Consider the following 24249-nt stretch of genomic DNA (forward strand, 5'->3'; position numbering starts at 1 on the left):
TTCGGTTAGTCTGTCGGGACTGGCAACTTCCCGCGGGCGGAAGACGCTCGCGGATCGTCGCACGATGGGGGATCGGCCGGTGCGTCGCGTCCCCCGCTGGGGAGAAGCATGAGCGCAGCGTCCGGAGTCTCGACCACCGCACGGCCCACGACAGGCGGATCGACCGGACCAGGTTCTGCCCGCAGACGCCCACCGACACGCCGTTGGCGGTCGGTCGCCTCGGCGTCCGCGGTGCTCGGCCTCGCGGCGGTGGCGGGCACCGGCGTCATCGCGGACGCGCCGGATGCGGATCGCGCATCGGCCATCGCGGAGACCGCGCAGCTCTCGGCGTCGACCGATCTCGACGCGAGCCAGTTGGGCGCGCACGAGGGCATCCTCACGGCACGTGCCACGCAGGACGCGTCGGACGCGCTCACCACCGCGGAGGCGGCGATCGCCGCGGCGAACGGCAAGTCCGATGCTGCCGACCTCGAGGCATCCGTCGCCGCACTGCAGTCGTTCGAGCTCCTCGCCCCCGAACGCGTCTTCGTCCTCGCCGACGCCGCGCGCGCCCATGCCGCGACCGTGCAGGCCGCTGTCGCCGAGTTCGATCGCGTCGCCGCCGAGCAGGCGGCGGCCGAGCGTGCTGCCGCCGAACGGGCCGCGGCGGAGCGCGATGCAGCGACCCCGCCCGCGAGCGGTGGGCCTGCGCCGGCGGCGCCGGCGAATCCGAGCGAAGCGCAGCTCATCGCCCGCGACATGATGGCGGCGAGCTATGGCTGGGGGGACGACGAGTTCGGCTGTCTCGTCGCCCTCTGGAACAAGGAATCAGGCTGGAACGTCACCGCCGGAAGCCCGGGAGGGGCCTACGGGATTCCTCAGGCCCTGCCCGGCAGCAAGATGGCGTCGGCCGGCGCGGACTGGTTGACGAGCGCGGCCACGCAGATCAGGTGGGGACTCGGGTACGTGGCCGGAAGGTACGGCACGCCCTGCGGGGCGTGGGCCCATTTCCAGGCGAACAACTGGTACTGAGTCCGCCGCCGCGGCGACGACATCAGCGGGGCGCAGGGGGCACCGATATGGATGACTTTCACAGGAGAAGCTGAGGTTCTGTCCAGAAGGCCTCGGCAGACTGGCCACTTCGCCCGGGCGCCCCCGCCCGTGGAACGTCGAACAAGGGTCGTCCAGCGCCATGCGCCACGGCGATCCGCCTCGTGAAAGTCATGCAGAACCAGTCTTCTCCTTCTGAAACCAGTACGTCCGAAGTCCGCGAGACCGAAGCACTCCGCCCACGGTCGCGCCGCAACCGCCCCCTCTGGAGGAGCGGTCCGATCCTCGCGGCCGGGGCCGTCGTCGCCATCGGGGCGATGGTCGGCACCGGCTTCGCGGTGCAGTCCGCGGTCGCCGCCACGAACGACAGCATCGCCGAGACCGACGCCCTGCGCGACGCCGCGAACCTCGATGTCGAACAACTCGGCTCGCACGCCGGCATCCTCGAGGCCCGCGCGGTCAAGACCGCGAACGACACCCTCGCCGCGGCGAACGACACGCTCGTCTCAGCGCAGGGCAAGGCGGATGCCACGGAGCTCTCCTCCTCGGTCGCCGCACTCGGCAACTACCGGCTCCTCACGCCCGAGCGCGTTTTCGAACTCGCCGACCGCACCGAGGCGCACGCCCAGCCGGTTCGGGCCGCTATCGCCGAGGCCGACCGCGTCGCCGCCGAGCAGGCTGCTGCTGCAGCTGCTGCGGCCGCCGCAGCTGCTGCGGCTGAGGCCGCGAAGCCGACGGCGCCCTCGACCGGGTCGCGTCCGACCGGACCGTCGAACCCCAGCGGCGCCCAGGCGATCGCCCGTGACCTGATGGCCTCCATGTACGGATGGGGCGACGACCAGTTCGGCTGCCTCGTCTCCCTCTGGCAGCGCGAGTCCGGCTGGAACGTCTACGCATCGAACTCCTCGAGCGGCGCCTACGGCATTCCGCAGGCCCTGCCCGGCAGCAAGATGGGCACGGCCGGCAGCGACTGGCAGACCAACCCGGCGACCCAGATCACCTGGGGCCTGGGGTACATCGCGGGCCGCTACGGCACGCCGTGCGGCGCCTGGGACCACTCGGAGTCGGCCGGCTGGTACTGACCCCGACCGATTGATCCAACGGCGGCGACGTCGGGCTCGCGCCCGGTGTCGCCGCCGTTCGTCGTTCCACCGGCGCGCTCGCCCGCCCGCGGCATCCGCGTCTCGGTAGCCTGACGACATGAGCGAGCACGGAGGCGACGCCGGGAAGTCCTCGAAGCAGGGGCCGTTCGCCGGGCTCGTCGCGTTCGGCACCCGGGTCACGGCCTGGGCGCTCGAGCTGAAGCCCGCGCGGGCGTTCCTGCTCTATCTCGAACGCCATGGGGCGATGCTCGCCGACAGCGTCACCTACCGCGTGCTCTTCTCGATCTTCGCCGGGGTGTTCCTCGGCTTCGCGATCGCGGGCATGTGGCTGGCCGGGAATCCCGATGCGCTCAAGGCGCTCGTCGCAACGGTCGACACCGCGATCCCGGGGCTCTTCGGCGAAGACGGATTGATCGCGCCCGAGGACGTCGTGCAGCCGCTGACGCTCAGCATCGCGGGCATCCTCGCCCTAGTGGGTCTCGTGGGAGCCGCGATCGGTGCGATCGGTTCGCTCCGCACGGCGTTCCGCCGGCTCGGCGACCAGGCCGACGACCAGACCTTCTTCGTGTGGGTGCTCCTGCGCGATCTGCTCCTCGCCATCGGATTCGGTGCGGCGTTCGCCGCCGCCGCCCTGGTGACGGTCTTCAGCACGACCGCCCTCGGCACACTGCTCGGCTGGTTCGGCATCTCGAGCCGAGACATGGTCTTCGATGCAGCCGCCCGGTTCGTCTCGATCGCCGTGATCTTCGCGATCGACACGCTCCTGATCGCGGTCATGTTCCGCGTGCTGTCCGGCATGCGCCCGAGCGCCCGCTCGCTCTGGACGGGTGCGCTGCTCGGCGGGGTCGGGCTCTCGGTGCTGCAGGTGCTCTCGAGCCTCTTCGTCGGCGGCGCGACGAGCAATCCGCTGCTCGCCTCGTTCGGCTCGCTCATCGCCCTGCTCATCTGGCTGAACCTCTCGAGCCAGGTCATCCTCATGGCCGCGGCCTACATCGTGACCGGTGTCGACGACGAGCACGATCGTGTGCGAGCGCGCTACGGCGCCCCGACGATGGCGATCAGGCGCATGCAGCGGGCCGAACGGCGGGCGGGCGATGCCGCGGCCGAACTCGTCGCCGCCCGCGAGGCCGTCGAGAAGGAGCGCGCGAGCGGTTCGTGAGGCGGTCCTGGCACCGACCCGTGACGCGGCACGCCTCGCACGACAGAATGGGTGGATGTCGATCGTGCTGCAGCTCGTCCGCTCCGTGGTGTCGCCGCTGACCCGCACCCGCCTCTTCCGCTGGTGCGCCCCGCGCGTGCTCCCGCCGGTCGAGCGGCTGATCGGCGCGGCATCCGGTGGCCGGGTGCAGCTGAGCGCCCTGCTGGTGCCCTCGCTCGTGCTGCACACCACGGGCGCGAAGACGGGGGAGCCGCGTGACACCGCGCTCATGTACACGCCCGACGGGCGCGGGCGGGCGATCATCGCGGGGACGAGCTTCGCCCGGGACCGGCACCCCGGCTGGACGTACAACCTGCTCGTTCACCCCGACGCCGCGATCACCGTGCGTGGGCGGCGGATGCCGGTGGTGGCGAGCACGATCGGCGACGACGAGCGCGACGCGGCATGGGCGCGCATCGAGGCGCAGTGGCCGGGCTACCGCGCCTACGAGCGGGAGTCGGGCCGGGTGGTTCGGCTGTTCCGGCTGCAGCCGGTCGCCGACCCGCATCACGCGTCGATGTGACGCCCAGCCCTGAGGCCTACGCTTGAGCCATGACGCGACGCCCGAGTGACCCGATCTACAGCACGGCGATCGTCGCCGGGCGCGCGCTCTTCGGTTTCTGGGGGCTGAAGCGCAACGTGGCCGGCGCCGAGCACGTGCCGACGACCGGCGGTGCGGTGCTCGCGATGACGCACTTCGGCTACTTCGAGTTCGCGCTCGTCGAGTGGGCGACGTGGCTCGCCAACCGACGTCGCATCCGCTTCATGGGCAAGCAGAGCGTGTTCGACAAGCCGGTCCTCGGATCGATGCTGCGCAGCATGAAGCACATCCCGGTCGACATGAAGGCGGGCGCCGCCGCCTATGCGAAGGCCGTGGCCGCCCTCCGCGACGGCGAGCTCCTGGGCGTCTTTCCCGAGGCGGGTGTCAGCGCGTCGTTCACGGTGCGCGAGCTCAAGACCGGCGCGGCCCGTCTCGCGGCCGAGGCCGGCGTGCCGATCATCCCGATCGCCGTCTGGGGCGGCCACCGGCTGATGACCAAGGGCCGCAAGGTGAAGTTCTTCGAGCGGTTCGGCGTGCCGGTGAGCTTCGCGTTCGGCGAGCCGATCGCGGTCACCGCCGACGAGGACCCGCACACCGTGACCGAACGCCTGCGTGCGACACTGCAGCGCATGGTCGATCGGCTGCAGGCCGAGTACCCCGTCGACGGTACGGGCAAGTGGTGGCAGCCGAGGTCGCTCGGCGGCACGGCACCGACTCCCGAAGAGGCTGCAGCCGCCGATGCGGCTCGGGATGCCGCCCGCGAAGCGGCTCGCGCCGCCCGCAGTGAGCAGAGCTGAGCCGAGACATCCTCGACGCCGCGGGTTAGGCTCGTGGCATGTGCAGGAACATCCACACCCTCCACAATTTCGAACCGGCGACCACCGATGACGAGGTGCACGCGGCCGCGCTGCAGTTCGTGCGCAAGGTGAGCGGATCGACGAAGCCGTCGAAGGCCAACTCCGAGGCGTTCGACCGCGCCGTGGCCGAGATCGCGCACGTGACCCGTCACCTGCTCGACGACCTCGTGACCGCCGCGCCGCCGAAGAATCGCGAGGAGGAGGCCGCGAAGGCCCGTGAACGGTCGGCGCGTCGGTACGCGACCCAGGCGACGGCGCAGATCGCGTGACGCCGCGGGGCGCCGGGGTGCCGCGCCCGCGAGGGGAGTAGCGTCGCCTCGGTGACGTCGCAGCCCGCGTGACGTCGCACGCGTGACGTCGCACGTGCAGGGGGAGTAGCGTCGCCTCGGTGACGTCGCAGCCCGCGTGACGTCGCACGCGTGACGTCGCACGTGCAGGGGGAGTAGCGTCGCCTCCATGGCCGATGCCGTCACTCTCACCGTCCCCGGTCCGCACGGCGATCGCGATGTGCGGATCTCGAGCCCATCGCGCGTGATCTGGCCCGAAGCCGGCATCACGAAACTCGAGCTCGCCGAGTACCTCGTCGCCGTCGGCGCGCCGTTCGTCGAGGCGAACGGCGATCGCCCGGTGTCGCTGCAGCGCTTCCCCGGCGGGGTCGACGGCGAGCAGTTCTTCTCGAAGAACCCGCCGAAGGGCGCACCCGAGTGGGTGCGATCCGTGCCGGTCACCTACCCGAGCGGGCGCACCCATCCGCAGCTCGTGATCGATGAGCCGGCCGGCGCGGTCTGGGCGGCCCAGATGAACACGATCGTGTTCCACCCGTGGGCGTCGCGGGCCGAGAGGGCCGACTTCCCCGACCAGTTGCGCATCGACCTCGACCCGCAGCCGGGCACGGGGTTCGCCGAGGCGGTGCCCGTCGCGGTGGAACTGAGGAAGCTGCTCGGCGAGGTCGGCCTCACCGCGTTCGTGAAGAGCTCGGGCAGTCGCGGCATCCACGTCTTCGCGCCCATCGAGGCCGAGCACGAGTTCCTCGACGTTCGGCACGCCGTCATCGCACTCGGCCGCGAACTCGAACGGCGCATGCCCGACGAGGTCACCACCAACTGGTGGAAGGAGGAGCGCGGCGACCGCATCTTCATCGACTACAACCAGGCCAATCGCGACCGCACCATGGCGGGGGCGTACTGCCCGCGCCCGCTACCGCAGGCCTCGGTGTCGTGCCCGCTCGAGTGGGACGAGCTCGCCTCGACGGATCCCGGCGATCACACCGTGCGCACCGTGCCGGAGCGACTGCAGCGGGTCGGCGACCCGTGGCACGACATGCACGTGTCGCCCGGCCGCATCGACACGCTGCTCGAGTGGTGGCAGCGCGATCTCGACGACGGCCTCGGCGAACTGCCGTTCCCGCCCGACTTCCCGAAGATGCCCGGCGAGCCGATGCGCGTGCAGCCCAGCCGAGCCCGCCAGCAGCCCTGATTCAGGGCTCCACGAGCGGCAGCCCCGCGACGGCGGCGTACGACGGTGCCGTGGGCAGCACGTCCGAAGGGCGGCCGCCGCCGATGAGCGCCTCGGTCAGGGCCGAGACGGATCCGAGCGCGCTGCGGAACAGCAGTGAGCCGGTGCTGACCCGGGCGACGCCGAGCTCCGCCAGTTCGGCCAGTCGCAGCTCGGGCTGCACGAGCACGTTGAGCGGCGCCTCGATCGCGCCGCTGAGGGCGGCGATCGTCTGCGGATCGAGCACGCCGGGCACGAAGATGCCGGATGCCCCGGCCGCAAGATACCGCTCCGCCCGGGTGACCGCGTCGTCGAAGCGGTCGCCGGCATCGCCTCCGCCCGTCACCCAGAAGGAGTCGGTGCGGGCGTTCAGGTAGAGCCCGGGTGCCGCGGCCGAGATCGCGGCCACCTTCGCCGTCGCGAGGTCGGGGTCGTGCAGTTCGCCGTCCTCGGTCGAGTCCTCGACGTTCACGCCGAGGCATCCGATCGCGGCGAGTTCGGCGGCGAACCGGCCCACCTCGTCCGGGTCGTCGGAGAAACCGGCCTCGAGGTCGACGGTGAGGGAGATGTCGTGGGTTGCGGCCGCACGCGCGAGCGCGAGGGACTCGGCTGCGATGGCGCCGGCGCCGTCTCGCTTGCCGGCGACGACCGCGATGCCGAGGCTCGTCGTGCCGATCGCACGATGCCCGGCCGCGTGGAGCCAGCGCGCGGAGGCGAGATCCCACGCGTTCGGCAACAGGAACGGGGCTCCCGGCCGGTGGAGGGCTCGGAACTCACGGGGCGTCAGCATGGCGGGTGGTCTCCTCGTGCCGGTTCGCGTCGGCGCGAATGGTGTCGACGATCGCAGCGGCGATCACCAGGGCATGATGCGGTGCCGGGCAGGCTCTCGGCCCTGCGCCGAACGCCAGGATGCGCGCAGGGCGATCGGCGGCGGCCTCCTGGTCGGGCCCGTCGAGGCGGAGCACGGCGAGGTCGTGGCCGCCGTGCGGTGCGGCGATGAGCCGGCGCGTGACGGGCACGGGGGAGTCGTCGCGGAGCACGGCATCGAGCAGGGTGCGGGTGGGCGTCGCTTCGGCGCGTGTCTCGGCGAGTTCGAGGGCCCGTTCGACGAGCGTCGCGGTGGCGGCGTGCGCCTGCACGAGCAACTGCACGCGAAGCGTTCGGTCCGCTCCATCCGCGGCGCCGGCTGCCTCGAGCAGCTGGGTCACCGCAGCATCCGTTGCATGCGGGTGTGCCGTCTCGCCCGTGGGGTAGGCGGCGGCGACTGTCGCGACGAGCGGAGGCAGCGCATCGGGTCGAGCGAATCCGAGCGCCGCTGCGAGCACGGCGACCGGAACGTGCCGGGCGCACTGCGCCGCGAGGGCGCGGCGCTCGGCATCCCGCTCGTCGGTCGCGCTGAGCCCGGCGGCCATCGCGGCCGCGGTGCGTTCGCGAGCGCCCGAGGCGAGCGCGTGAGCGTCGAGGTGTTCGAGCAGTTCCTCCAGCCGTGCACGCCGTGCGTCGTACGTGGCACCGTTGGCGAACCTCGAGACGCCCGCACGGAACCGCGCGAACGACGACTGCGGCGAGCCGGCACGGTCCGCTTCGGGGACTCGCGACGCGGGGTCGGCGAGGAGGCGCTCCACCTCGGCCCGTTCGGTGATCTCGATCATGCCTCGACGCTACGCCCGGGACGTTTCGCCGACGGGCGAAGTGTCGCCGACGTATCGTGGACAGCATGCACGGAGATGCCGACCTCGCCGAACCAGCCCGGCTCATGGGCGAGCCCGCCCGGGCCGCGATGCTCGTCGCGCTGCTCGATGGTCGCTCACTGCCGGCGAGCGAACTCGCGGCCGTCGCAGGTGTGACGCCGCCGACCGCGAGCGCGCACCTCGCCCAGCTGCTCGCCGGCGGCCTGGTGACGGATCGCAAGCTCGGCCGGCACCGCTACTTCTCGCTCGCCGGCGAGCACGTCGCCGACGCCGTCGAGGCGTTGCAGCGCATCGCGCCGCGACGGGCGGTCACGTCGTACTCGCAGTCGGCGACCGCCGAACGCCTCGCCCTGGCGCGCTCGTGCTACGACCACTTCGCCGGGCGGCTCGCGCTCGATCTCGCCGACGCGCTCGTGCGCGAGGGCGCGATCTCGCCGCTCGTCGCCGGCGAACCGGGCAGCGTGCTCGACCCGGGCACGCCGGTCGCGATGCGACTCGGCATCGCGGAGGCGGCCGGAGCCGGCGCGGGCGCAACGAGTCGGCGACCCGTCGTGCGCGGATGCCTCGACTGGACCGAGCGCCGCCCGCACCTCGCCGGTCGGCTCGGAGCGATCGTGCTCGAACGCCTGCTGGCCGAGGAATGGGTGGCACGGCGTGCAGGTGATCGCTCGCTCCGGGTGACCGAGGAGGGCGCCCGGGAGTTCGCCGCGCTCGCCCGACGCTGAGCGGGCGGCCTCAGACCGGCTGGCCCGGCCGACCGTGCGCCGGGTGCACCGCCGCGCCGATCGGCGAGGGCGGGGCCCCGTGCACCTCGCGGTGCAGCCGTTCCATGCGCGCGTCGAGCTCGGCGGCGGTGTGCGCGGCATCCGTCAGGCCGTCGAGCAGTTCCTGCGGCACCAGGCGGTCGTACTTGTAGTAGATCTTGTGCTCGAGGCTCGCCCAGAAGTCCATGGCGATCGTGCGGATCTGCACCTCGACGGCCACGGGGTGCGGCCCGGTCGAGAGGAACACCGGCACCTCGACGATGACGTGCAGGCTCTGGTAGCCGTTGGTCTTCGGCTCCTTGATGTAGTCCTTCACCCGCAGCACCTTGATGTCGCGCTGCGCCGTGAGCAGTTCGAAGATGCGGTACGCGTCCGACACGAAGCTGCACGTCACGCGCACACCGGCGATGTCGGTGATCGTGTCGCGGATCGTCTCGAACGTCGGGTCGACGCCCTTGCGCTGCATCTTGTCGATGACGCTGTCGAGGCTCTTCAGCCGGCTCGAGATGTGCTCGATCGGGTTGTAGTCGTGCGTCTGGCTGAACTCCTCGCGCAGGATCGAGAGCTTGGTGATCACCTCGTCCATGCCGAACTTGTAGCGCAGCATGAAGCGCTCGGTCTCGTCGCGCAGGGCGCGCATCTCGTCGAGCGTCTGGCCGTCGATGGTCTCGAGCGTGCGCTGTGCGCGCGCCGTGAGCATGGGCGGCGTGCCGTGCTTGGTGGGCGGGGTACCGTCGAGCGGGGTCACGGATGCCACGCTACGACGCGAATCTCTGCATTTGCTTTGATCTGCGCCGTCGTTCGCCGCCGGCGCATCGGCGCGCCTTCGGCGCGTCGCTACGCTTGAGGCATGACAGCCTGGCTCACCGTGGCACCCGGCATCCACCAACGCCGGTACGACCCGTTCGACATCTCGATCGTCGTGATCGAGGGCGCCGACGGGCTGCTGCTCGTCGACACCCGCGTGCAGCCGAGCGAGGCCGAGGAGCTCGCCGCCGACCTCGCTGACCGCTTCGACCGCCCGGTGCGCTGGGTCGTGAACACGCATGCGCACTTCGACCACACCTTCGGAAACCAGGTCTTCGGGCCGGGTACGGCGACGGATGCCGCGATCTACGGCCATGCGAACACCTTCGCCCACTTCGCCGAGTTCGAGGCGCCGCGCCTCGCGGCGTGGCGTGCGGATCCGAGCCGGGAGCCCGAGCGGCAGTGGGCCGACGTGGTGCTGACGCCCCCGACGCATCCGCTCGTCGAACCCTTCATGCTCAACCTGGGGGATCGTCTCGTCGAGCTGCGGCCGCAACCGCCCGCGCACACCGACACGGATCTCGTGCTCTTCGTGCCCGGTGAACGGGTCTGGATCCTCGGCGACCTGATCGAGGAGTCGGGGCCGCTCATGTACGGCTCGGGGAGCTACCCGCTCGACTGGCCTGGCGTGCTCGACGACCTCGTGTCGGCCATGCGGCCGGGCGATCGTGTGGTGCCGGGCCACGGCCGTGTCGTCGACCGTGCGTTCGTGGAGCGTCAGGCGGCGGAGCTCGCGCTCATTGCCGATCGATTCCGCGTCGCCTACGACGTGGGGCTCACTCCGGTGGAGGCGCTCGCCGCGCACGACGACTGGTCGATCCCCGTCGACGCGCTCGGCGGCGCCGTCGAACGCGCGTTCCGCATGCTCGACGCGCGGGGTGCGGCGGGCGACTGAGGCCGGATGCCCGGTGGCGTCCGGCTGCCTGTCGACGGTCACACGCGCAGCTCGGCGCCGATTGCGGCGATGGCCCGGTCGAGCGCGAGCTCGAACCGATGCGGCGGCGGAGCGCCGTACCCGACGACCATGGCCGGGGCACGACGCGGCGACGCGGCTCCGAGCCGGTAGGAACCGAGGCCGTCGATCCGCACGCCGAGTCGTTCACCGGCCGTCGTGACCCGCCGCTCGTCGAGTCCCTCCGGCAGTTCGACGAGGCAGTGCAGCCCGGCCCGCATGCCGCTCACCCGGCAGCCGGGGAGCTCGGCGGCGACTCGCGACTCGAGTCGCTCGCGGCGTGCCCGGTACTCGGCGCGACGCCCGCGAACGGTCCGGTCGTACTCGTGCGCCTGCACGAAGGCGTCGAGCGTCGACTGGTTCAACAGGTCGGCGATGCCGTTCGCCGCGACGAGCTGCTCGTCGAACGCCTCGGTCAGGTGTTCGGGCACGACCGCCCACCCCAGCCCGACCGCCGGCGCGAGGCTCTTCGACGCAGTGCCGAGGTAGACGACCAGCTCGGGAGCGAGTGCCTGCAGTGAGCCGATCGCGCGCCGGTCGTAGCGGAACTCGCCGTCGTAGTCGTCTTCGATGACGAGGGCGCCGGTGCGCTCCGCCCAGGCGACGACGTCGAGTCGTCTGGACGGCGAGAGCGCGACACCGGTCGGGAACTGGTGCGCCGGGGTCAGGAGCACGGCATCGACGTCCAGCCCGCCCAGCCCGTCGACGACGGCGCCGTCGGCGTCGACGGGAACGGCCACGACCTCGAGTCCGGCCGCGCGGAGGATGCCGCGGTGCGCGTCGTGACCGTACTGCTCGACGGCGATGCGCCGGGCCCCCTCGGCGACGAGCGCGCGCCCGACCGCCGCCAGGGCCGCGCCGAAGCCGCGGGTGACGGCGAGTCGACCGCGCGCTGCCCAGACGCCGCGGGTGCGCGAGAGGTACTCGGCGAGCGTGTCGCGCAGCGCCGGGGAACCTCGCGGCGGGCCGTAGCCGAACGCGGATGCCGGCAGGTCGAGCGCGGCTCGCCGGGCGGCGGTCGCCCATTCGCGCCGGGGGAACGACGAGGCATCCGGAATGCCGCCGCGCAGGTCGAGGCCCAGCTGCGGAAGCGGAGGCGACGACTCGATGCTCGAGGCCCGGCCCCCGACGCCGAGGCGTTCGGCGACCCAGGTGCCGGCGCCGACGCGGGCCTCGAGCCAGCCCTCTGCGACGAGTCGGCCGTAGACCTCGGCGACGACGTTGCGGGCGACGCCGAGATCGGCGGCGAGCGTGCGGCTCGCGGGCAGCCGGGCTCCGGCCTCGAGGCGCCCGTCGCGCACGGCGGCGCGGAGCGTGTCCTCGAGCGACGCCGCCTTCCTGCGCCGATCGAGATCGAGGTGCAGATCGAGGCCGCGAATGGCCCATGATTCACCCATGGAATTGGACTGTAGCAGTGGGCCGATCGCTTCGTACTGTAGAGCCATGACCATCACCGATGCACTCGTCGACATCCCCGTCCGCCTCGACTTCGACGCGATCGTTCCGCGCTTCTCCCGCGCGGTCGCCTCACTCGACCACGCCGCCACCGCCGAACTCGACCGGGTCGGATTCGACCGGCAGCTGCGCGAGATGGTGCGGCTCCGCGCCTCGCAGATCAACGGATGCGTCTACTGCGTCGACCTGCACTCGAAGGACGCGCGCACCGCCGGTGCGAGCGAGCAGAAGCTGCACGCCGTCGCGGTCTGGCGCGACTCGGGACTGTTCACCGCCGCGGAGCGGGCGGCCCTCAACCTCACCGAGTCGATCACGCGACTCTCGGAGACGCACGTGCCCGAGGAGGACGTCACCACGGCGACCGCGATCTTCGGCGAGGAGCGCACGGCCGCGCTCATCTCGCTCGTCATCGTGATCAACGTGTGGGACGCCATCGGCGTGACGACCCGGTGCTGGCCCGTCGCAAGGGACGCGGCCTGACCTCGCCCGAGCCGATCTGGGAGGATGCAGGCATGACGGATGCCGCGCAGCCACCGGTCCTGCAACTCCGAGTCGTCATCGAGGCGGAGGACTACGAACGGGCCGTCGCCTTCTACCGCGACGCGCTCGGCATGCCCGAACTCATGGCCTACGCCGAGGGCGGCGACGACCGGGTGACGATCCTCGAAGCCGGACGCGCGACGATCGAGATCGCGAACCCGACGCACAAGCGCGTGATCGATGGGCTCGAAGCCGGCGGGCTCCCCAGCCAGCGCATCCGGCTCGCCTTCGAGGTGACCGACGGTGCCGGCACGACCAGACGGCTCGCCGAGGCGGGGGCGACCGTCGTCGCCGAACCCGTCGAGACGCCATGGCGCTCGCTCAACTCACGGCTCGATGCGCCGGCCGGGCTGCAGATCACGGTGTTCGAAGAGCTCGAAGGCTCCGAGGAGCGGGCGCTGCGCGACGGATTCGGCACGGAGGCCGAGCGCGAGTGAAGGTCCTGCCCCGAGTCAGAGCTCGCCGTCGACGTAGAACCAGCGACCGCCCGCGCGGGTGAAGCGGCTCAGCTCGTGGAGGACGCCGCGCTCGTCACCGGAACGGTAGGAGGCGCGGAACTCGACGGTGCCGTCGCGGTCGAACGGCCCGCCGCGCGCGGTGCCCAGGATGTCGAGGCGATACCACCGCGTCTCCGGATCGAGCTCGAGGGAATCGGGCCGCGTGTCCGGGTGCCAGCTTGCTCGGAGGTACGCGGCATCGCCGACCGCGAAGGCCGTGTAGCGCGAGCGCATGAGCGCCGCGGCGGTGGGCGCATCGGAGTCGCCTGCGAGCAGTGGGCCGCAGCACTGCCCGAAGACGTCGCCGCTGAGGCACGGGCACCGCTCGTCGGCGGCCGGACGGGGTGGGGGAGCGGCGGTCGGCATCCTCCCAGTATCGCGGCCCTGGGTGGCCGTCCCCATGGTCTGCACAGGAAGAAATGAGGAACTCTTCAGAATCTCGGGGCAGAGTGGCTGACTTGTGCCCTCGCTCGGGGGCGTCCCCCAACCTGATCCGAGCACCCCAGAACCTATGCGAAACGAACTCACTCCTCCCGAAACCGCAACCGCCCCCGAAACCCAGCACCAGCACCCGCGCCGCAGCATCCGCAAGCGCCGCATCGGCCGGAAACGACTCATCGCCGCCGGTGCGATCGTCGCCGCCGGCCTGATCGTCGGCACCGGCTTCACGGTGCAGTCGGCCATCTCGACCCAGGCGAGCATCGACGAGACGACCGCGCTCGCCGAATCGACGGGCATCCGTCACGAGCAGCTCGGCGCCTACAGTGCGATCGCCGAGGCGCGCACGCGCAACAGCGCGCAGGACACCCTCACGGTGGCCAGCGCCACGCTCGCCGCAGTCGACGGCAAGGTCGACTCCAGTGGGCTCGCGGCATCCGTCGCCTCGCTCGGCGAGTACGAGCGCCTCCCGCTCGACTCGATCGTCGACCTCACGAAGCAGACCCGCGCCGAGACCGAGAAGGCCACCGCCGCTGCCGCCGAGTACGACCGTGTGAAGGCCGAACAGGCCGCCGCAGCCGCCGCGGCGCTCGCGCAGGCGAACACGCCCGACGGGGCACGTGCCACGGCGCGATCGCTCGCCGCTTCGAAGTACGGCTGGAACGAGTCGCAGTTCCAGTGCCTGAACCAGCTCTGGCAGAAGGAGTCCAGCTGGTCGTACACGGCCTACAACGCCTCGAGCGGTGCCACCGGCATTCCGCAGTCACTGCCCGGCAGCAAGATGGCGTCGGCCGGTTCCGATTGGCAGACGAACGCCGCGACCCAGATCAGCTGGGGCCTCGACTACATCGCGCGCGGGTACGGCACGCCGTGCAACGCATGGTCGCACTCGCAGTCGATGAACTGGTACTGACCCCGGGGTATCTCGCGTAGGGTTGCCCGCACGAGGCCGCCCAGGCCTCCGACCAAAGGGCAAATCCATGTCAGACAAGTCGCCGAAGAAGTCGTCGTCCAAGACGGCGGCGAGCAAGACCCTCAAAGAGAAGCGCGCCGACAAGAAGGCGAAGGTCGAGCAGCGCGCAGGCAGCGACGCCGTGACCGAGGCGACGCACCGCAAGCGCTGAGCCGAAGCGACGCCCGAGCGGAGCGATGGGTTCCATCGCCCGCCGGGCGTCGCGAACGTTCGGAACGGCGGTCAGATCGTCCGCGGATCGAGCAGGCCGGCCCGATCGGGGTGCCGGTCGAACCACTCGCCCACGTACCAGCAGCTCGGCACGATACGCCGGGCCGAGTTCGCCTCGACGTCGTCGGCCGCGAACTCGACGAGCTCGCCCGCCAGGCCGCTGCCGCGATAGGGCGGATTCGTGAACGTGCGGGTGAATGCGACGGCATCGCCGAGCTCCCGGTAGTCGAGCACGCTCGCGATGTCGCCGTCGACCCGCAACACGTATCGGCGGGCGTCGGGTTCGTGACTGAGTTCCTTGTGCACGAGGATCAGGCTACGCCGCGACGACTCAGTGTCCGCGGAGGCGCTCGAGGTCGCGCCGTTCGCGCTTGGTCGGCCGGCCGGCACCGCGGTCGCGCACCGCGACGACCGCGACGGTCTCGCGCGGCGGCGGGGGAGGCGTGCGGTCCTCGACCGCGGTCGCGGCGACCGCCGCTGAGACGCGCTTGACGAGCGTCTGCCGCACGACGAGCATGCGGTCGAACCCGTCGATGCGCACGCGCACCTCGTCTCCGGGGCGCACGGACTGCGCAGCCTTCGCCCGCTCGCCGTTCACTCGCACATGTCCGGCGCGGCATGCCGCGGTGGCCGCGGATCGCGTCTTGAACTGCCGCACCGCCCAGAGCCAGGCGTCGACGCGCACGGGGGACTCGCCGTTCATGCCATCAGCCTACGGCTGCGGCGCCGCGCGCCGACCGATCGTGCGTCATGCTGGACTCATGAGCGGTGCGAGCGGCGACGAATGGGTCGTGGGCCCCGACGGATCCAAGTACTGGGGACGGTACGGGGCCGCGGGCCTGCTCGTCGTGAGCCCCGATGCCGAGGTGCTCCTGCAGCATCGGGCGCTGTGGAGCCACTTCGGCGGCACCTGGGGCATGCCGGGTGGTGCACGGCACGAACACGAGAGCGCGGTCGAGGCCGCCGTCAGGGAGGCCGGCGAAGAGGCCGGCGTGCCGCCGAGGCTCCTGGAGGTGCGGTTCAGCTCCGTCCTCGACCTCGGCTACTGGTCGTACACGACGGTCGTCGCGGATGCCTCCGAACGTTTCGAGCCCGTCGTCAACGACCCCGAGAGCATCGAGCTGCGCTGGATCGCGGTCGACCGGGTCGGGGAGCTGCCGCTGCATCCGCGATTCGCCGAAGCATGGTCCGCCCTCGCCGCCCGGCTCTGACCGACGCCTCCCGCTTCAGTCGCGGCCCCGTGTCGCGGGTGCGATCACGGCGCGGAAGACGAGACACACGATGAGCGGACACCTGGCCGCGATCCACGGATCGATAGGATCGAGACGTGGCTGGGGAGCGCTCGGGGGAGGCTGGTTCGGAGATCTGGACGATCCCGAACATCCTCAGCATGCTCCGACTCGCACTCGTGCCGGTGTTCCTCGTCTTCATCGTCCGCGGCGACTACGTGGTCTCGCTCGTCGTGCTCATCGTCGCGAGCCTGACCGACCTGCTCGACGGCTACCTCGCGCGTCGACTCGGGCAGGTCACGCGTCTGGGGCAACTGCTCGATCCCGCCGCCGACCGGCTGTACATCTTCGCCGCGCTCGTCGGCCTCGCCGCGCAGGGCCTCGTTCCATGGTGGATCGTCGTCGTCATCGTCGCCCGCGACGTCTTCCTGCTCGTGCTCGGGGTCGTGCTCGCCAACCACGGATTCGGGCCGTTGCCCGTGCATCAACTCGGCAAGGTCGCCACGTTCGCGTTGTTCTTCGGCCTGCCGGTGATCATGCTCGGGCTCGCGTTCCCTGCCGTCGCCGCCATCAGTCAGCCGGTCGGCTGGGCGATCACCCTCTGGGGTGCGTTCCTGTACTGGTGGGCGGGCATCATCTACGCGATCGAGACCGCTCGCGTCATCCGCATTCCGCGGGTGGCGGACGAGCCTCGATCGGATACGCTGGAACAGGGAGGTTAGTGTGGCGGATTCCGACAACACTCAGGCCGGCGGTACTGACAAGGCCGGGGGTGAACCGTCGACGACCACGTCGACGCAAGCCTCCGTCGACGGTGCCACCGACACGACCATCGGCTTCAGCCGTGAGACGGCGGCGCAGCTGAGCGCGCTCGACGCCGACGTCACGGCCGAAGAGCACGAGGCGATCGCCGCGCTGCCCTCGGGGTCGGCGCTGCTCATCGTGCGCCGCGGTCCGAACAGCGGCGCACGGTTCCTGCTCGACACCGATGTCACGGTCGTCGGCCGGCACCCCGATGCCGACATCTTCCTCGACGACGTCACCGTCTCCCGCAAGCACGCGGAATTCGTGCGGCATCGCTCCGCGTTCGAAGTGCGCGACCTCAGCTCGCTGAACGGCACGTACTACGACGGAGTGCGCATCGAGACGGCGCTCCTGAGCGATGGGGCGGAGGTGCAGATCGGCAAGTTCCGTCTCACCTTCTACGCCTCGCGACGCGACCTGGCTCCGGTGGCGAGCGAATAGTGTCGGCTCCCGCTGCGTCCACGCGCGCGAGCGGCCAGGCGCCACTTCTGGGCATCGGTCAGGTGCTCGCACGGCTTCAGCCCGAGTTCCCCGAGCTGACGCCGTCGAAGCTGCGCTTCCTCGAAGAACAACGTCTCGTCTCCCCGGCCCGCACCGCGGCCGGGTATCGCAAGTTCTCGACGGCCGACGTCGAGCGCATCACGGTCGTGCTCTCCATGCAGCGCGACCACTATCTTCCGCTGAAGGTGATCCGCACGCACCTCGAGGCGATCGACGCCGGCGAGACCCCTGCGCTGCCCGGGGCGACGAGCGCAGCGGCGTTCCTCGCCGGTGCGCGCAGATTCCGACGCGACGAACTCATCGCCCAGGCCGGGGCCACAGCCGCCCTGCTCGGTGACGCGGTCTCGGCCTCGCTCCTGCCCGCCGCGGAGTACTACGGCGACGAGGCGCTCGGCGTGCTCCGCTCGCTCGTCGCGCTCCGCGAGGTCGGCATCGAGCCGCGACACCTTCGCGGCGTGCGTGCGGCTGCCGAGCGCGAAGCCGCCCTCGTCGAACGTGCGATCGCGCCATCGCGGCGAGCCGATGCCGCCGACAAGGCGCGCGCCGCCGAACGCGGCCTCGAACTCGCGCAGCATCTCGAGGCTGTGCATTCGAGCGTCGTACGGGCCTCGCTCGGCCGACTCGCACGTTGATCTCGCGACACGCCGTGACGTTCGGCCGGATGTGTTCGACAGAGCCTGCTGCCGTCGGTAGCGTGGAACTCGCGTCGACGGGGTGCCGGCGGAGAGTGAGGGGCGAATCGGATGAGTGAGCTCGACCGGACTCCACGCTCGCGCTACGACCTCGGGCTGCTCTTCACCGACGGCATGCCCGAGCACGACGATGCCACCGGGTATCGCGGTGCGATCGCGGCTCGAGCGGCGGGAATCAGCTATCGACAGCTCGACTACTGGGCGCGTACGCAGCTCGTCGAGCCCACGGTGCGCAGCGCCGCCGGATCCGGTTCGCAGCGCCTGTACGGGTTCCGCGACATCCTCGTGCTGAAGCTCGTGAAGCGACTTCTCGACACCGGCATCTCGCTGCAGCAGATCAGAACCGCCGTGACCCAGCTCCGCGAGGCGGGCATCGACGATCTCGCGCAGACGACGCTCATGAGCGACGGCGCGAGCGTCTACCTCTGCACCTCAGACGACGAGGTCATCGATCTCGTGAACCGCGGCCAGGGCGTGTTCGGCATCGCCGTCGGCAAGGTGCTGCGCGAGGTCGAGTCGACGCTCGTCGAGATCGACACGCAGCCGGCCGACCCGATGGACGAGCTCGCCGCGCGTCGCGGTGAACGTTCGCGCAAGATCTCCTGAGCCGCGACCAGCGCGGCTGAAGGCGCCGTCACGGGCCCTCGTCGACGGCGCCCCCGGGGTCGATCGTCCACGTGCTCATGCTGCGCGGCAGCATGCCCGAACGGCGGCTCAGACCGCGGTCGTCGGTGCTTCGAGCGGCGCGCCCGCGAACTCGCCGATGCGAGCGGTGCGGAGCACCCGCTCGAGCAGCTGGTCGAAGTTCGACGACATCTCCTCAGCGCTCTCGCCGGGCCACATGTGCAGCGGCTTCGCGGCGCCCTGCGCCTGCTGGAGCGACGTGCGCTCTGGGAGCTGCGGCGAGAGCACGAGCGGGCCGAACATGTCGCGCAGTTCCTTGATGCGGAACTGGTGCTCGAGGGACTGCACGCGTGCACGGTTCACGATGATGCCGAGCGGCTGGAGTCGCGGCGAGAGGCCACGCCGGATCTCCTCGATCGCGCGGAGCGCGCGGTCGGCGGCCGCCACAGAGAAGAGCCCCGGCTCGGTCACCACGGCGACGCGGTCGCTCGCGGCCCACGCGGTGCGGGTCAGTGCGTTCAGCGACGGTGCGCAGTCGATCAGCACGAGCTCGTAGTCGGCCTCGACGTTGGCGAGCGCCTCCTCGAGCTTCCAGATGTCGCGGATCGACGGGTGCGGCCCGTCGAAGTTGATCGCCGACGGGCTGCCGATCATGACGTCGATCGTCGACTGCGGATTCGAACGCGCCCATCCGCTCGGTGCGATCGCGGAACGCACGATCTTCTCCTTGGGGGAGGCGAGCACATCGGCGACGTTGAGATGACCGGCGACCTGGATGTCCATGCCGGTCGAGACGTCGGATTGGGGATCGAGATCGACCACGAGGGTGCGGACGCCGCGCGCGAACGCCGCAGACGCCAGCCCGAGGGTGACGGTGGTCTTCCCGACACCGCCCTTCAGAGAACTGACGCTGAGTACGTGCACGAACAGATACGTTACCTTTACTACTCGGGCGATACCTAAACGTTCGCTGTGCGCCACGCTCACCTGCTGTCCGTCTGAAAGGTCTGCATGTTCACGAAGATCCTGGTTGCCAATCGCGGCGAGATCGCCATTCGCGCGTTCCGAGCTGCAGTCGAACTCGGTGCGAAGACGGTCGCGGTGTATCCGTTCGAAGACCGCAACTCGCTGCACCGGCTGAAGGCCGACGAGGCGTACCAGATCGGCGAGCCGGGACATCCGGTCCGCGCCTACCTCGACGTCACCGAGATCATCCGAGTGGCGAAGCTGTCAGGTGCCGACGCGATCTATCCGGGCTACGGATTCCTCTCCGAGAACCCCGAACTCGCCCAGGCGGCTGAGGCGGCCGGCATCACCTTCATCGGCCCGCCCAAGCGCGTGCTCGAGATGGCCGGCAACAAGGTCACGGCGAAGGAGCACGCGATCGCGGCCGGTGTTCCGGTGCTGAAGTCCACCCCGCCGTCGCGTGACATCGACGTACTCGTGTCGCAGGCCGACGAGGTCGGCTTCCCGATCTTCGCCAAGGCGGTCGCCGGCGGCGGCGGTCGCGGCATGCGACGTGTCGCGTCGAAGGACGACCTGCGCGCTGCCCTCGAAGAGGCCATGCGCGAGGCCGACAGCGCCTTCGGCGACCCGACCATGTTCCTCGAGCAGGCCGTGCTCCGGCCCCGCCACATCGAGGTCCAGGTGCTCGCGGATGCCTCGGGCGAGACCGTGCACCTCTTCGAGCGCGACTGCTCGGTGCAGCGCCGCCACCAGAAGGTCATCGAGATCGCCCCGGCCCCGAACCTCTCCGACGAGGTGCGCCAGTCGCTCTACCGCGACGCGATCGCCTTCGCCAAGTCCATCGGCTACGTCAACGCCGGCACCGTCGAGTTCCTCCTCGACACCGCGGGCGAGCGAGCGGGCGAACACGTGTTCATCGAGATGAACCCGCGCATCCAGGTCGAGCACACGGTCACCGAAGAGGTCACCGACGTCGACCTCGTCGTCTCCCAGATCCGCATCGCGGCGGGGGAGTCGCTCGCAGAGCTCGGCCTGCAGCAGGATTCGATCCGTCTGCGGGGCGCTGCGCTGCAGTGCCGCATCACGACTGAAGACCCGACCGCCGGGTTCCGCCCGGACACGGGCAAGATCACGACGTACCGCTCGCCCGGCGGCGCCGGCATCCGCCTCGACGGCGGCACCATCAACCCCGGTGCGCAGATCAGCCCGCATTTCGACTCGATGCTCGCCAAGCTCACCTGCCGTGGGCGCGACTACCCGGCCGCGGTCGCCCGCGCCAAGCGCGCCCTCGCCGAGTTCCGCATCCGCGGCGTCTCGACGAACATCCCCTTCCTGCAGGCCGTGCTCGAAGACCCGGCGTTCGTCGCCGGCGACCTCAGCACCTCGTTCATCGACGAGCGTCCGCAGCTGCTGCGCGGCCGCGTGTCGAAGGACCGCGGCACCAAGATCCTCAACTGGCTCGCGGACGTCACGGTGAACCAGCCGAACGGCCCCGCCCCGACGACCGTCAGTCCCGTCGAGAAGCTGCCCGCCATCGACCTCTCGGCTCCCGCCCCGGCCGGCTCGCGTCAGCGCCTGCTCGAGCTCGGCCCGACCGGGTTCGCGACGGCCCTTCGCGCGCAGACGCCGCTCGCGGTCACCGAGACCACGTTCCGCGACGCCCACCAGTCGCTCCTCGCGACCCGGGTGCGCACTCGCGACCTCGTCGCCGTCGCGCCATATGTGGCACGCATGACCCCCGAGCTCCTCTCGGTCGAGGCATGGGGCGGCGCGACCTACGACGTCGCGCTCCGCTTCCTCGGCGAAGACCCGTGGGAGCGTCTCGCGGCGCTCCGCGAGGCCCTGCCGAACATCAACATCCAGATGCTCCTGCGCGGGCGCAACACGGTCGGCTACACGCCGTACCCGACCGAGGTGACCGACGCGTTCGTACGCGAGGCCGCGTCGACCGGTGTCGACATCTTCCGCATCTTCGACGCGCTCAACGACGTCTCGCAGATGCGTCCGGCGATCGACTCGGTGCTCTCGACCGGCCATACGGTGGCCGAGGTCGCGCTCTGCTACACGGGTGATCTGCTCGACCCGGCCGAAGACCTCTACACCCTCGACTACTACCTCGGGCTCGCCGAGCAGATCGTCGACGCCGGTGCGCACGTGCTCGCGATCAAGGACATGGCGGGTCTCCTGCGCCCGACGGCCGCTGAGAAGCTCGTGGGGGCGCTGCGCGAGCGGTTCGACGTTCCCGTGCACCTGCACACCCACGACACCGCAGGCGGCCAGCTGGCGACCCTCCTGGCGGCGAGCCGCGCCGGGGTCGACGCCGTCGATGTCGCGAGCGCGCCCATGGCCGGCACCACGAGCCAGCCGTCCGCCTCGTCGCTCGTCGCCGCACTCGCGCACACCGAGCGCGACACGGGCATCTCGCTCGACGCGGTCTCCGACCTCGAACCGTACTGGGAGGCCGTGCGCCGCCTGTACCGTCCGTTCGAGTCGGGCCTGCCCGGCCCCACCGGCCGCGTGTACCACCACGAGATCCCGGGCGGTCAGCTGTCGAACCTCCGCCAGCAGGCGATCGCACTCGGCCTCGCCGACGACTTCGAGCTCATCGAGGACATGTACGCCGCGGCCGACCGCATCCTCGGCCGGGTGCCGAAGGTCACGCCGTCGTCGAAGGTCGTCGGCGACCTCGCCCTCCACCTCGCGGCGGTCAAGGCCGATCCCGACGACTTCGCGGCGAACCCCGAGAAGTACGACGTGCCCGACTCGGTGATCGGCTTCATGGCCGGCGAGCTGGGCGACCTTCCCGGCGGATGGCCCGAGCCGTTCCGCACGAAGGTGCTGGCGGGCAAGGACATCCGCATCGGCGTGACCGAGCTCACGTCCGAGCAGCGGGCGGCTCTCGAGGCCGACAGCACCACCCGGCGGGCGATGCTGAACGCGCTCCTCTTCCCGGCGCCGACGCGCCAGTTCGAGCAGATCCGCGAGCTGTTCGGCGACCTGTCGGTCGTCGACACCGCCGACTACCTGTACGGACTCCGCCAGGGTGCCGAGCACGTCGTGGAGATCGCGACGGGTGTGCGGCTGTACGCCGGCCTCGAGGCGATCGGCGAGGCCGACGACAAGGGCATGCGCACGGTCATGACGATCCTGAACGGGCAGCTCCGCCCGGTCTTCGTGCGCGACCGCTCGATCGTCGTCGAGACCCGCGCTGCCGAGAAGGCGGATGCCTCGCAGCCCGGGCAGATCGCGGCGCCGTTCTCCGGCGTCGTGACCCTCCAGGTCGAAGCCGGTGCTGAGATCGCAGCGGGCCAGAGCGTCGCCTCCATCGAGGCGATGAAGATGGAGGCCGCGATCACCTCGCCCATCGCGGGCGTGGTCGAGCGCGTCGCGATCCCCAAGACGCAGCAGGTCGAGGCGGGTGACCTGCTCGTCGTGGTGCGGCCGCGCTAGGCTGAGTACCTGTTGGCACTGATGAGGAGGGGTATCGGTGACTGAAGACGAGATCGACGAGGGCACTGCGTTGCGTCGAGGTACCGGAGCACGTGCTTCGGCACTCGACCACGGCCGCAGGTCGCCGGCGTCCGGCGCGCATTCGGCCGGAGACGTCGCGGAGAACCCGAACGTGCGGGTCGACCTGCCACCGGCACCGGTGCACGAGATGCCCGACGATGAGGTCGCCGTGGCGATCGACGACGTCGCGGTGAACCCGGGCAGCCTCGTCGGCGGTGGCAGCAGCACGACGTCGGTCGAGGTCATCACGCCGGCGCTCGCAGGCGCCGGCTACCGCGGCGGCGCTCGGCGCGAACCCTCGCCGTACAGCGCCCTGCTCGCCTCCGATGCCTCGAAGCTCCGTCGCGAGCGGGTGAGCACCGACACCGGCAGCCATGTCGCCATCGTCGACGTTCCCGGCGACCCCGCGGTGCCCGCCGAGGTGCCCGAGACCGCGGACTCGCTCACCGCCGACCGGCTCATCGACCTGAACCGCACCACGCGGCCGGCACCGCAGGGCGGGTTCAACCGGCTCGTCTACGAGGCATCTCTGCACCTGGTGAACCTCGGCGACTCGCCGAAGGTGCAGGCCTACAAGGCCATGAGCCAGCGCATCCAACGGCGCTTCGAGGGCGGTGCACGCTTCGTGCCCGTGCTCACCCGAAAGGGCGGCGTCGGCAAGACGACGATCACGGCGCTCCTCGGCATGGCACTCGCCGACGCGCGTGACGACCGCATCATCGCGATCGACGCGAACCCCGACCGGGGCACGCTCGCCGAACGCGTCGACCGCCAGACCCGCGAGACGGTGCGCGACGTCGTCGCCAAGGCCTCGTCGATCGGCGGCTACACCGACTTCTCGCGTTTCGTCTCGCGCGACGAGACGCGCCTCGACATCCTGGCCTCCGACACCGATCCGACCCTCTCCGAGGCGTTCGACGACAACGACTACAACGTCGTCGCCGGTCTCGCGGCGCGGTACTACTCGATCGTGCTCACCGACTGCGGCACGGGCATCGTGCACTCCGTCATGCGGGCGACGCTGCAGCGTGCCGACTCCGTCGTGATCGTGTCGGGCGGCAGCGTCGACGAGGCACGCCTGGCATCGGAGACGCTCACCTGGCTCGAGGCCAACGGCTACGGCGAACTCGTGCGCAACGCGGTCGTCGCGATCAACCTCGCCACACAGGGAACGCACCTCGTGAAGGTCGACGAGATCGAGGCGCACTTCCAATCGAGGGTGCGCGAGATCGTGCGCATCCCATACGACCCCCAGCTCGCCGCAGGTTCCGTCGTGAACTGGCACGAGCTGCGACCCGTCACCCAGCACGCGGCTCGTGAGCTCGCGGCGCTCGTGGTGGAAGGCATGCCCGCCGAGCGCGAGCACTGAAACGG

At 70.9% G+C, this 24249-nt stretch carries 28 protein-coding genes; 20 read left to right on the plus strand and 8 right to left on the minus strand.

Annotated elements, in window-relative coordinates:
- Positions 1-231: 231 nt before the first annotated feature.
- The 7 genes from ASE14_RS00495 to ligD all read left to right on the plus strand — a co-directional run bounded on the left by ASE14_RS00495 (position 232) and on the right by ligD (position 6204).
- Positions 232-1011 (plus strand): hypothetical protein, encoded by a 780-nt coding sequence (locus ASE14_RS00495; RefSeq protein WP_056649258.1) that lies wholly within the window; start codon positions 232-234, stop codon positions 1009-1011.
- Between the two features lie 191 nt (positions 1012-1202).
- Complete coding sequence (locus ASE14_RS20870; protein WP_200953234.1) at positions 1203-2111, plus strand: lytic transglycosylase domain-containing protein; 909 nt, start codon at positions 1203-1205, stop codon at positions 2109-2111.
- A 118-nt stretch (positions 2112-2229) separates the two neighbouring features.
- Complete coding sequence (locus tag ASE14_RS00505; protein ID WP_082599859.1) at positions 2230-3291, plus strand: YihY/virulence factor BrkB family protein; 1062 nt, start codon at positions 2230-2232, stop codon at positions 3289-3291.
- A gap of 55 nt (positions 3292-3346) precedes the next feature.
- Positions 3347-3853 (plus strand): nitroreductase family deazaflavin-dependent oxidoreductase, encoded by a 507-nt coding sequence (locus tag ASE14_RS00510; protein WP_056649267.1) that lies wholly within the window; start codon positions 3347-3349, stop codon positions 3851-3853.
- 29 nt (positions 3854-3882) lie between these two features.
- The gene (locus tag ASE14_RS00515) at positions 3883-4668 is read left to right on the plus strand and encodes a 1-acyl-sn-glycerol-3-phosphate acyltransferase (protein WP_056649269.1); all 786 of its coding nucleotides are present in this window, start codon (positions 3883-3885) and stop codon (positions 4666-4668) included.
- 38 nt (positions 4669-4706) lie between these two features.
- Entirely contained in the window at positions 4707-4997 is a 291-nt protein-coding gene (locus tag ASE14_RS00520) for a DUF2277 domain-containing protein (RefSeq protein ID WP_056649271.1), read from the plus strand.
- Positions 4998-5184: 187 nt separating this feature from the next.
- Positions 5185-6204, plus strand: a complete 1020-nt coding sequence (ligD, locus tag ASE14_RS00525; RefSeq protein ID WP_200953235.1) for a non-homologous end-joining DNA ligase — start codon at positions 5185-5187, stop codon at positions 6202-6204.
- Position 6205: 1 nt separating this feature from the next.
- Here the strand turns inward: ligD and ASE14_RS00530 are convergent, their stop codons facing one another.
- Both ASE14_RS00530 and ASE14_RS00535 read right to left on the minus strand, forming a co-directional pair.
- The gene (locus tag ASE14_RS00530; RefSeq protein WP_056649275.1) at positions 6206-7012 is read right to left on the minus strand and encodes an isocitrate lyase/phosphoenolpyruvate mutase family protein; all 807 of its coding nucleotides are present in this window, start codon (positions 7010-7012) and stop codon (positions 6206-6208) included.
- Positions 6996-7874, minus strand: coding sequence for a hypothetical protein (locus tag ASE14_RS00535; protein ID WP_056649278.1), 879 nt, complete (start codon positions 7872-7874; stop codon positions 6996-6998). Before ASE14_RS00535 ends, ASE14_RS00530 begins: the two co-directional genes overlap by 17 nt.
- A 65-nt stretch (positions 7875-7939) precedes the next feature.
- Between ASE14_RS00535 and ASE14_RS00540 the strand changes: the two genes are divergently transcribed.
- Positions 7940-8638 (plus strand): helix-turn-helix transcriptional regulator, encoded by a 699-nt coding sequence (locus ASE14_RS00540; RefSeq protein ID WP_056651545.1) that lies wholly within the window; start codon positions 7940-7942, stop codon positions 8636-8638.
- A gap of 10 nt (positions 8639-8648) precedes the next feature.
- Here ASE14_RS00540 and ASE14_RS00545 read toward each other — a convergent pair whose 3' ends face one another.
- Positions 8649-9377: a GTP pyrophosphokinase family protein gene (locus tag ASE14_RS00545; RefSeq protein ID WP_056649281.1), complete on the minus strand. Its 729-nt coding sequence runs from the start codon at positions 9375-9377 to the stop codon at positions 8649-8651.
- Positions 9378-9527: 150 nt separating this feature from the next.
- Here ASE14_RS00545 and ASE14_RS00550 point away from each other — a divergent pair, with 150 nt between their 5' ends.
- Complete coding sequence (locus ASE14_RS00550) at positions 9528-10379, plus strand: MBL fold metallo-hydrolase (protein WP_056649284.1); 852 nt, start codon at positions 9528-9530, stop codon at positions 10377-10379.
- Positions 10380-10417: 38 nt separating this feature from the next.
- Here ASE14_RS00550 and ASE14_RS00555 read toward each other — a convergent pair whose 3' ends face one another.
- Positions 10418-11833, minus strand: coding sequence for a PLP-dependent aminotransferase family protein (locus ASE14_RS00555; protein WP_056649287.1), 1416 nt, complete (start codon positions 11831-11833; stop codon positions 10418-10420).
- A 46-nt stretch (positions 11834-11879) separates the two neighbouring features.
- Here ASE14_RS00555 and ASE14_RS00560 point away from each other — a divergent pair, with 46 nt between their 5' ends.
- Both ASE14_RS00560 and ASE14_RS00565 read left to right on the plus strand, forming a co-directional pair.
- The gene (locus ASE14_RS00560) at positions 11880-12371 is read left to right on the plus strand and encodes a carboxymuconolactone decarboxylase family protein (protein WP_056649294.1); all 492 of its coding nucleotides are present in this window, start codon (positions 11880-11882) and stop codon (positions 12369-12371) included.
- 32 nt (positions 12372-12403) lie between these two features.
- Complete coding sequence (locus ASE14_RS00565) at positions 12404-12868, plus strand: VOC family protein (RefSeq protein ID WP_056651548.1); 465 nt, start codon at positions 12404-12406, stop codon at positions 12866-12868.
- Positions 12869-12883: 15 nt separating this feature from the next.
- Here ASE14_RS00565 and ASE14_RS00570 read toward each other — a convergent pair whose 3' ends face one another.
- Positions 12884-13294: a YchJ family protein gene (locus ASE14_RS00570; protein ID WP_056649298.1), complete on the minus strand. Its 411-nt coding sequence runs from the start codon at positions 13292-13294 to the stop codon at positions 12884-12886.
- 145 nt (positions 13295-13439) lie between these two features.
- On the opposite strand from ASE14_RS00570, the gene ASE14_RS00575 reads away from it, so the two are divergent.
- Together ASE14_RS00575 and ASE14_RS20875 are read left to right on the plus strand one after the other, a co-directional pair.
- Positions 13440-14279, plus strand: a complete 840-nt coding sequence (locus ASE14_RS00575; protein ID WP_056649301.1) for a hypothetical protein — start codon at positions 13440-13442, stop codon at positions 14277-14279.
- A 67-nt stretch (positions 14280-14346) separates the two neighbouring features.
- Positions 14347-14490: a hypothetical protein gene (locus ASE14_RS20875; protein WP_200953236.1), complete on the plus strand. Its 144-nt coding sequence runs from the start codon at positions 14347-14349 to the stop codon at positions 14488-14490.
- Positions 14491-14561: 71 nt separating this feature from the next.
- Here the strand turns inward: ASE14_RS20875 and ASE14_RS00580 are convergent, their stop codons facing one another.
- Both ASE14_RS00580 and ASE14_RS00585 read right to left on the minus strand, forming a co-directional pair.
- On the minus strand, positions 14562-14855 hold the full coding sequence (locus ASE14_RS00580) for a GNAT family N-acetyltransferase (RefSeq protein WP_056649304.1): 294 nt from the start codon (positions 14853-14855) through the stop codon (positions 14562-14564).
- Positions 14856-14880: 25 nt separating this feature from the next.
- Positions 14881-15252, minus strand: a complete 372-nt coding sequence (locus ASE14_RS00585) for an RNA-binding S4 domain-containing protein (RefSeq protein WP_056649306.1) — start codon at positions 15250-15252, stop codon at positions 14881-14883.
- 58 nt (positions 15253-15310) lie between these two features.
- Between ASE14_RS00585 and ASE14_RS00590 the strand changes: the two genes are divergently transcribed.
- From ASE14_RS00590 to ASE14_RS00610, 5 genes are all read left to right on the plus strand, one after another.
- A complete protein-coding gene (locus ASE14_RS00590; protein WP_056651551.1) occupies positions 15311-15760 on the plus strand; it encodes an NUDIX domain-containing protein in 450 nt (149 codons plus the stop codon).
- A gap of 116 nt (positions 15761-15876) precedes the next feature.
- Entirely contained in the window at positions 15877-16500 is a 624-nt protein-coding gene (locus ASE14_RS00595; protein ID WP_056649311.1) for a CDP-alcohol phosphatidyltransferase family protein, read from the plus strand.
- A gap of 1 nt (position 16501) precedes the next feature.
- Positions 16502-17023: an FHA domain-containing protein gene (locus tag ASE14_RS00600; protein ID WP_157372698.1), complete on the plus strand. Its 522-nt coding sequence runs from the start codon at positions 16502-16504 to the stop codon at positions 17021-17023.
- Positions 17023-17715 (plus strand): MerR family transcriptional regulator, encoded by a 693-nt coding sequence (locus tag ASE14_RS00605; protein WP_082599863.1) that lies wholly within the window; start codon positions 17023-17025, stop codon positions 17713-17715. The genes ASE14_RS00600 and ASE14_RS00605 overlap by 1 nt, the downstream gene beginning before the upstream one ends.
- Before the next feature lie 111 nt (positions 17716-17826).
- Positions 17827-18381 carry a MerR family transcriptional regulator gene (locus tag ASE14_RS00610; RefSeq protein ID WP_056649318.1) on the plus strand — a complete coding sequence of 185 codons (555 nt, stop codon included), beginning with the start codon at positions 17827-17829 and terminating at the stop codon, positions 18379-18381.
- Positions 18382-18489: 108 nt separating this feature from the next.
- On the opposite strand, the gene ASE14_RS00615 is transcribed toward ASE14_RS00610, so the two are convergent.
- The gene (locus ASE14_RS00615) at positions 18490-19323 is read right to left on the minus strand and encodes a ParA family protein (protein WP_056649321.1); all 834 of its coding nucleotides are present in this window, start codon (positions 19321-19323) and stop codon (positions 18490-18492) included.
- Positions 19324-19410: 87 nt separating this feature from the next.
- Between ASE14_RS00615 and ASE14_RS00620 the strand changes: the two genes are divergently transcribed.
- Positions 19411-22815, plus strand: a complete 3405-nt coding sequence (locus ASE14_RS00620) for a pyruvate carboxylase (protein ID WP_056649324.1) — start codon at positions 19411-19413, stop codon at positions 22813-22815.
- Between the two features lie 37 nt (positions 22816-22852).
- Positions 22853-24244, plus strand: coding sequence for a MinD/ParA family protein (locus tag ASE14_RS00625; RefSeq protein WP_235511035.1), 1392 nt, complete (start codon positions 22853-22855; stop codon positions 24242-24244).
- Positions 24245-24249 lie beyond the last annotated feature (5 nt).

Origin of the sequence: Agromyces sp. Root81, from assembly GCF_001429165.1 — a bacterium.
In the GTDB taxonomy this organism is placed as follows: Bacteria; Actinomycetota; Actinomycetes; order Actinomycetales; family Microbacteriaceae; genus Agromyces.

Coding starts and splice junctions, on each gene's coding strand:
- ASE14_RS00530 (WP_056649275.1), bottom strand. CDS start 7,012: ATGCTGACGCCCCGTGAGTTCCGAGCCCTCCACCGGCCGGGAGCCCCG.
- ASE14_RS00550 (WP_056649284.1), top strand. CDS start 9,528: ATGACAGCCTGGCTCACCGTGGCACCCGGCATCCACCAACGCCGGTAC.
- ligD (WP_200953235.1), top strand. CDS start 5,185: ATGGCCGATGCCGTCACTCTCACCGTCCCCGGTCCGCACGGCGATCGC.
- ASE14_RS00565 (WP_056651548.1), top strand. CDS start 12,404: ATGACGGATGCCGCGCAGCCACCGGTCCTGCAACTCCGAGTCGTCATC.
- ASE14_RS00545 (WP_056649281.1), bottom strand. CDS start 9,377: ATGCTCACGGCGCGCGCACAGCGCACGCTCGAGACCATCGACGGCCAG.
- ASE14_RS20875 (WP_200953236.1), top strand. CDS start 14,347: ATGTCAGACAAGTCGCCGAAGAAGTCGTCGTCCAAGACGGCGGCGAGC.
- ASE14_RS00575 (WP_056649301.1), top strand. CDS start 13,440: ATGCGAAACGAACTCACTCCTCCCGAAACCGCAACCGCCCCCGAAACC.
- ASE14_RS00620 (WP_056649324.1), top strand. CDS start 19,411: ATGTTCACGAAGATCCTGGTTGCCAATCGCGGCGAGATCGCCATTCGC.
- ASE14_RS00610 (WP_056649318.1), top strand. CDS start 17,827: ATGAGTGAGCTCGACCGGACTCCACGCTCGCGCTACGACCTCGGGCTG.
- ASE14_RS20870 (WP_200953234.1), top strand. CDS start 1,203: ATGCAGAACCAGTCTTCTCCTTCTGAAACCAGTACGTCCGAAGTCCGC.
- ASE14_RS00505 (WP_082599859.1), top strand. CDS start 2,230: ATGAGCGAGCACGGAGGCGACGCCGGGAAGTCCTCGAAGCAGGGGCCG.
- ASE14_RS00540 (WP_056651545.1), top strand. CDS start 7,940: ATGCACGGAGATGCCGACCTCGCCGAACCAGCCCGGCTCATGGGCGAG.
- ASE14_RS00520 (WP_056649271.1), top strand. CDS start 4,707: ATGTGCAGGAACATCCACACCCTCCACAATTTCGAACCGGCGACCACC.
- ASE14_RS00515 (WP_056649269.1), top strand. CDS start 3,883: ATGACGCGACGCCCGAGTGACCCGATCTACAGCACGGCGATCGTCGCC.
- ASE14_RS00535 (WP_056649278.1), bottom strand. CDS start 7,874: ATGATCGAGATCACCGAACGGGCCGAGGTGGAGCGCCTCCTCGCCGAC.
- ASE14_RS00510 (WP_056649267.1), top strand. CDS start 3,347: ATGTCGATCGTGCTGCAGCTCGTCCGCTCCGTGGTGTCGCCGCTGACC.
- ASE14_RS00560 (WP_056649294.1), top strand. CDS start 11,880: ATGACCATCACCGATGCACTCGTCGACATCCCCGTCCGCCTCGACTTC.
- ASE14_RS00585 (WP_056649306.1), bottom strand. CDS start 15,252: ATGAACGGCGAGTCCCCCGTGCGCGTCGACGCCTGGCTCTGGGCGGTG.
- ASE14_RS00590 (WP_056651551.1), top strand. CDS start 15,311: ATGAGCGGTGCGAGCGGCGACGAATGGGTCGTGGGCCCCGACGGATCC.
- ASE14_RS00570 (WP_056649298.1), bottom strand. CDS start 13,294: ATGCCGACCGCCGCTCCCCCACCCCGTCCGGCCGCCGACGAGCGGTGC.
- ASE14_RS00555 (WP_056649287.1), bottom strand. CDS start 11,833: ATGGGTGAATCATGGGCCATTCGCGGCCTCGATCTGCACCTCGATCTC.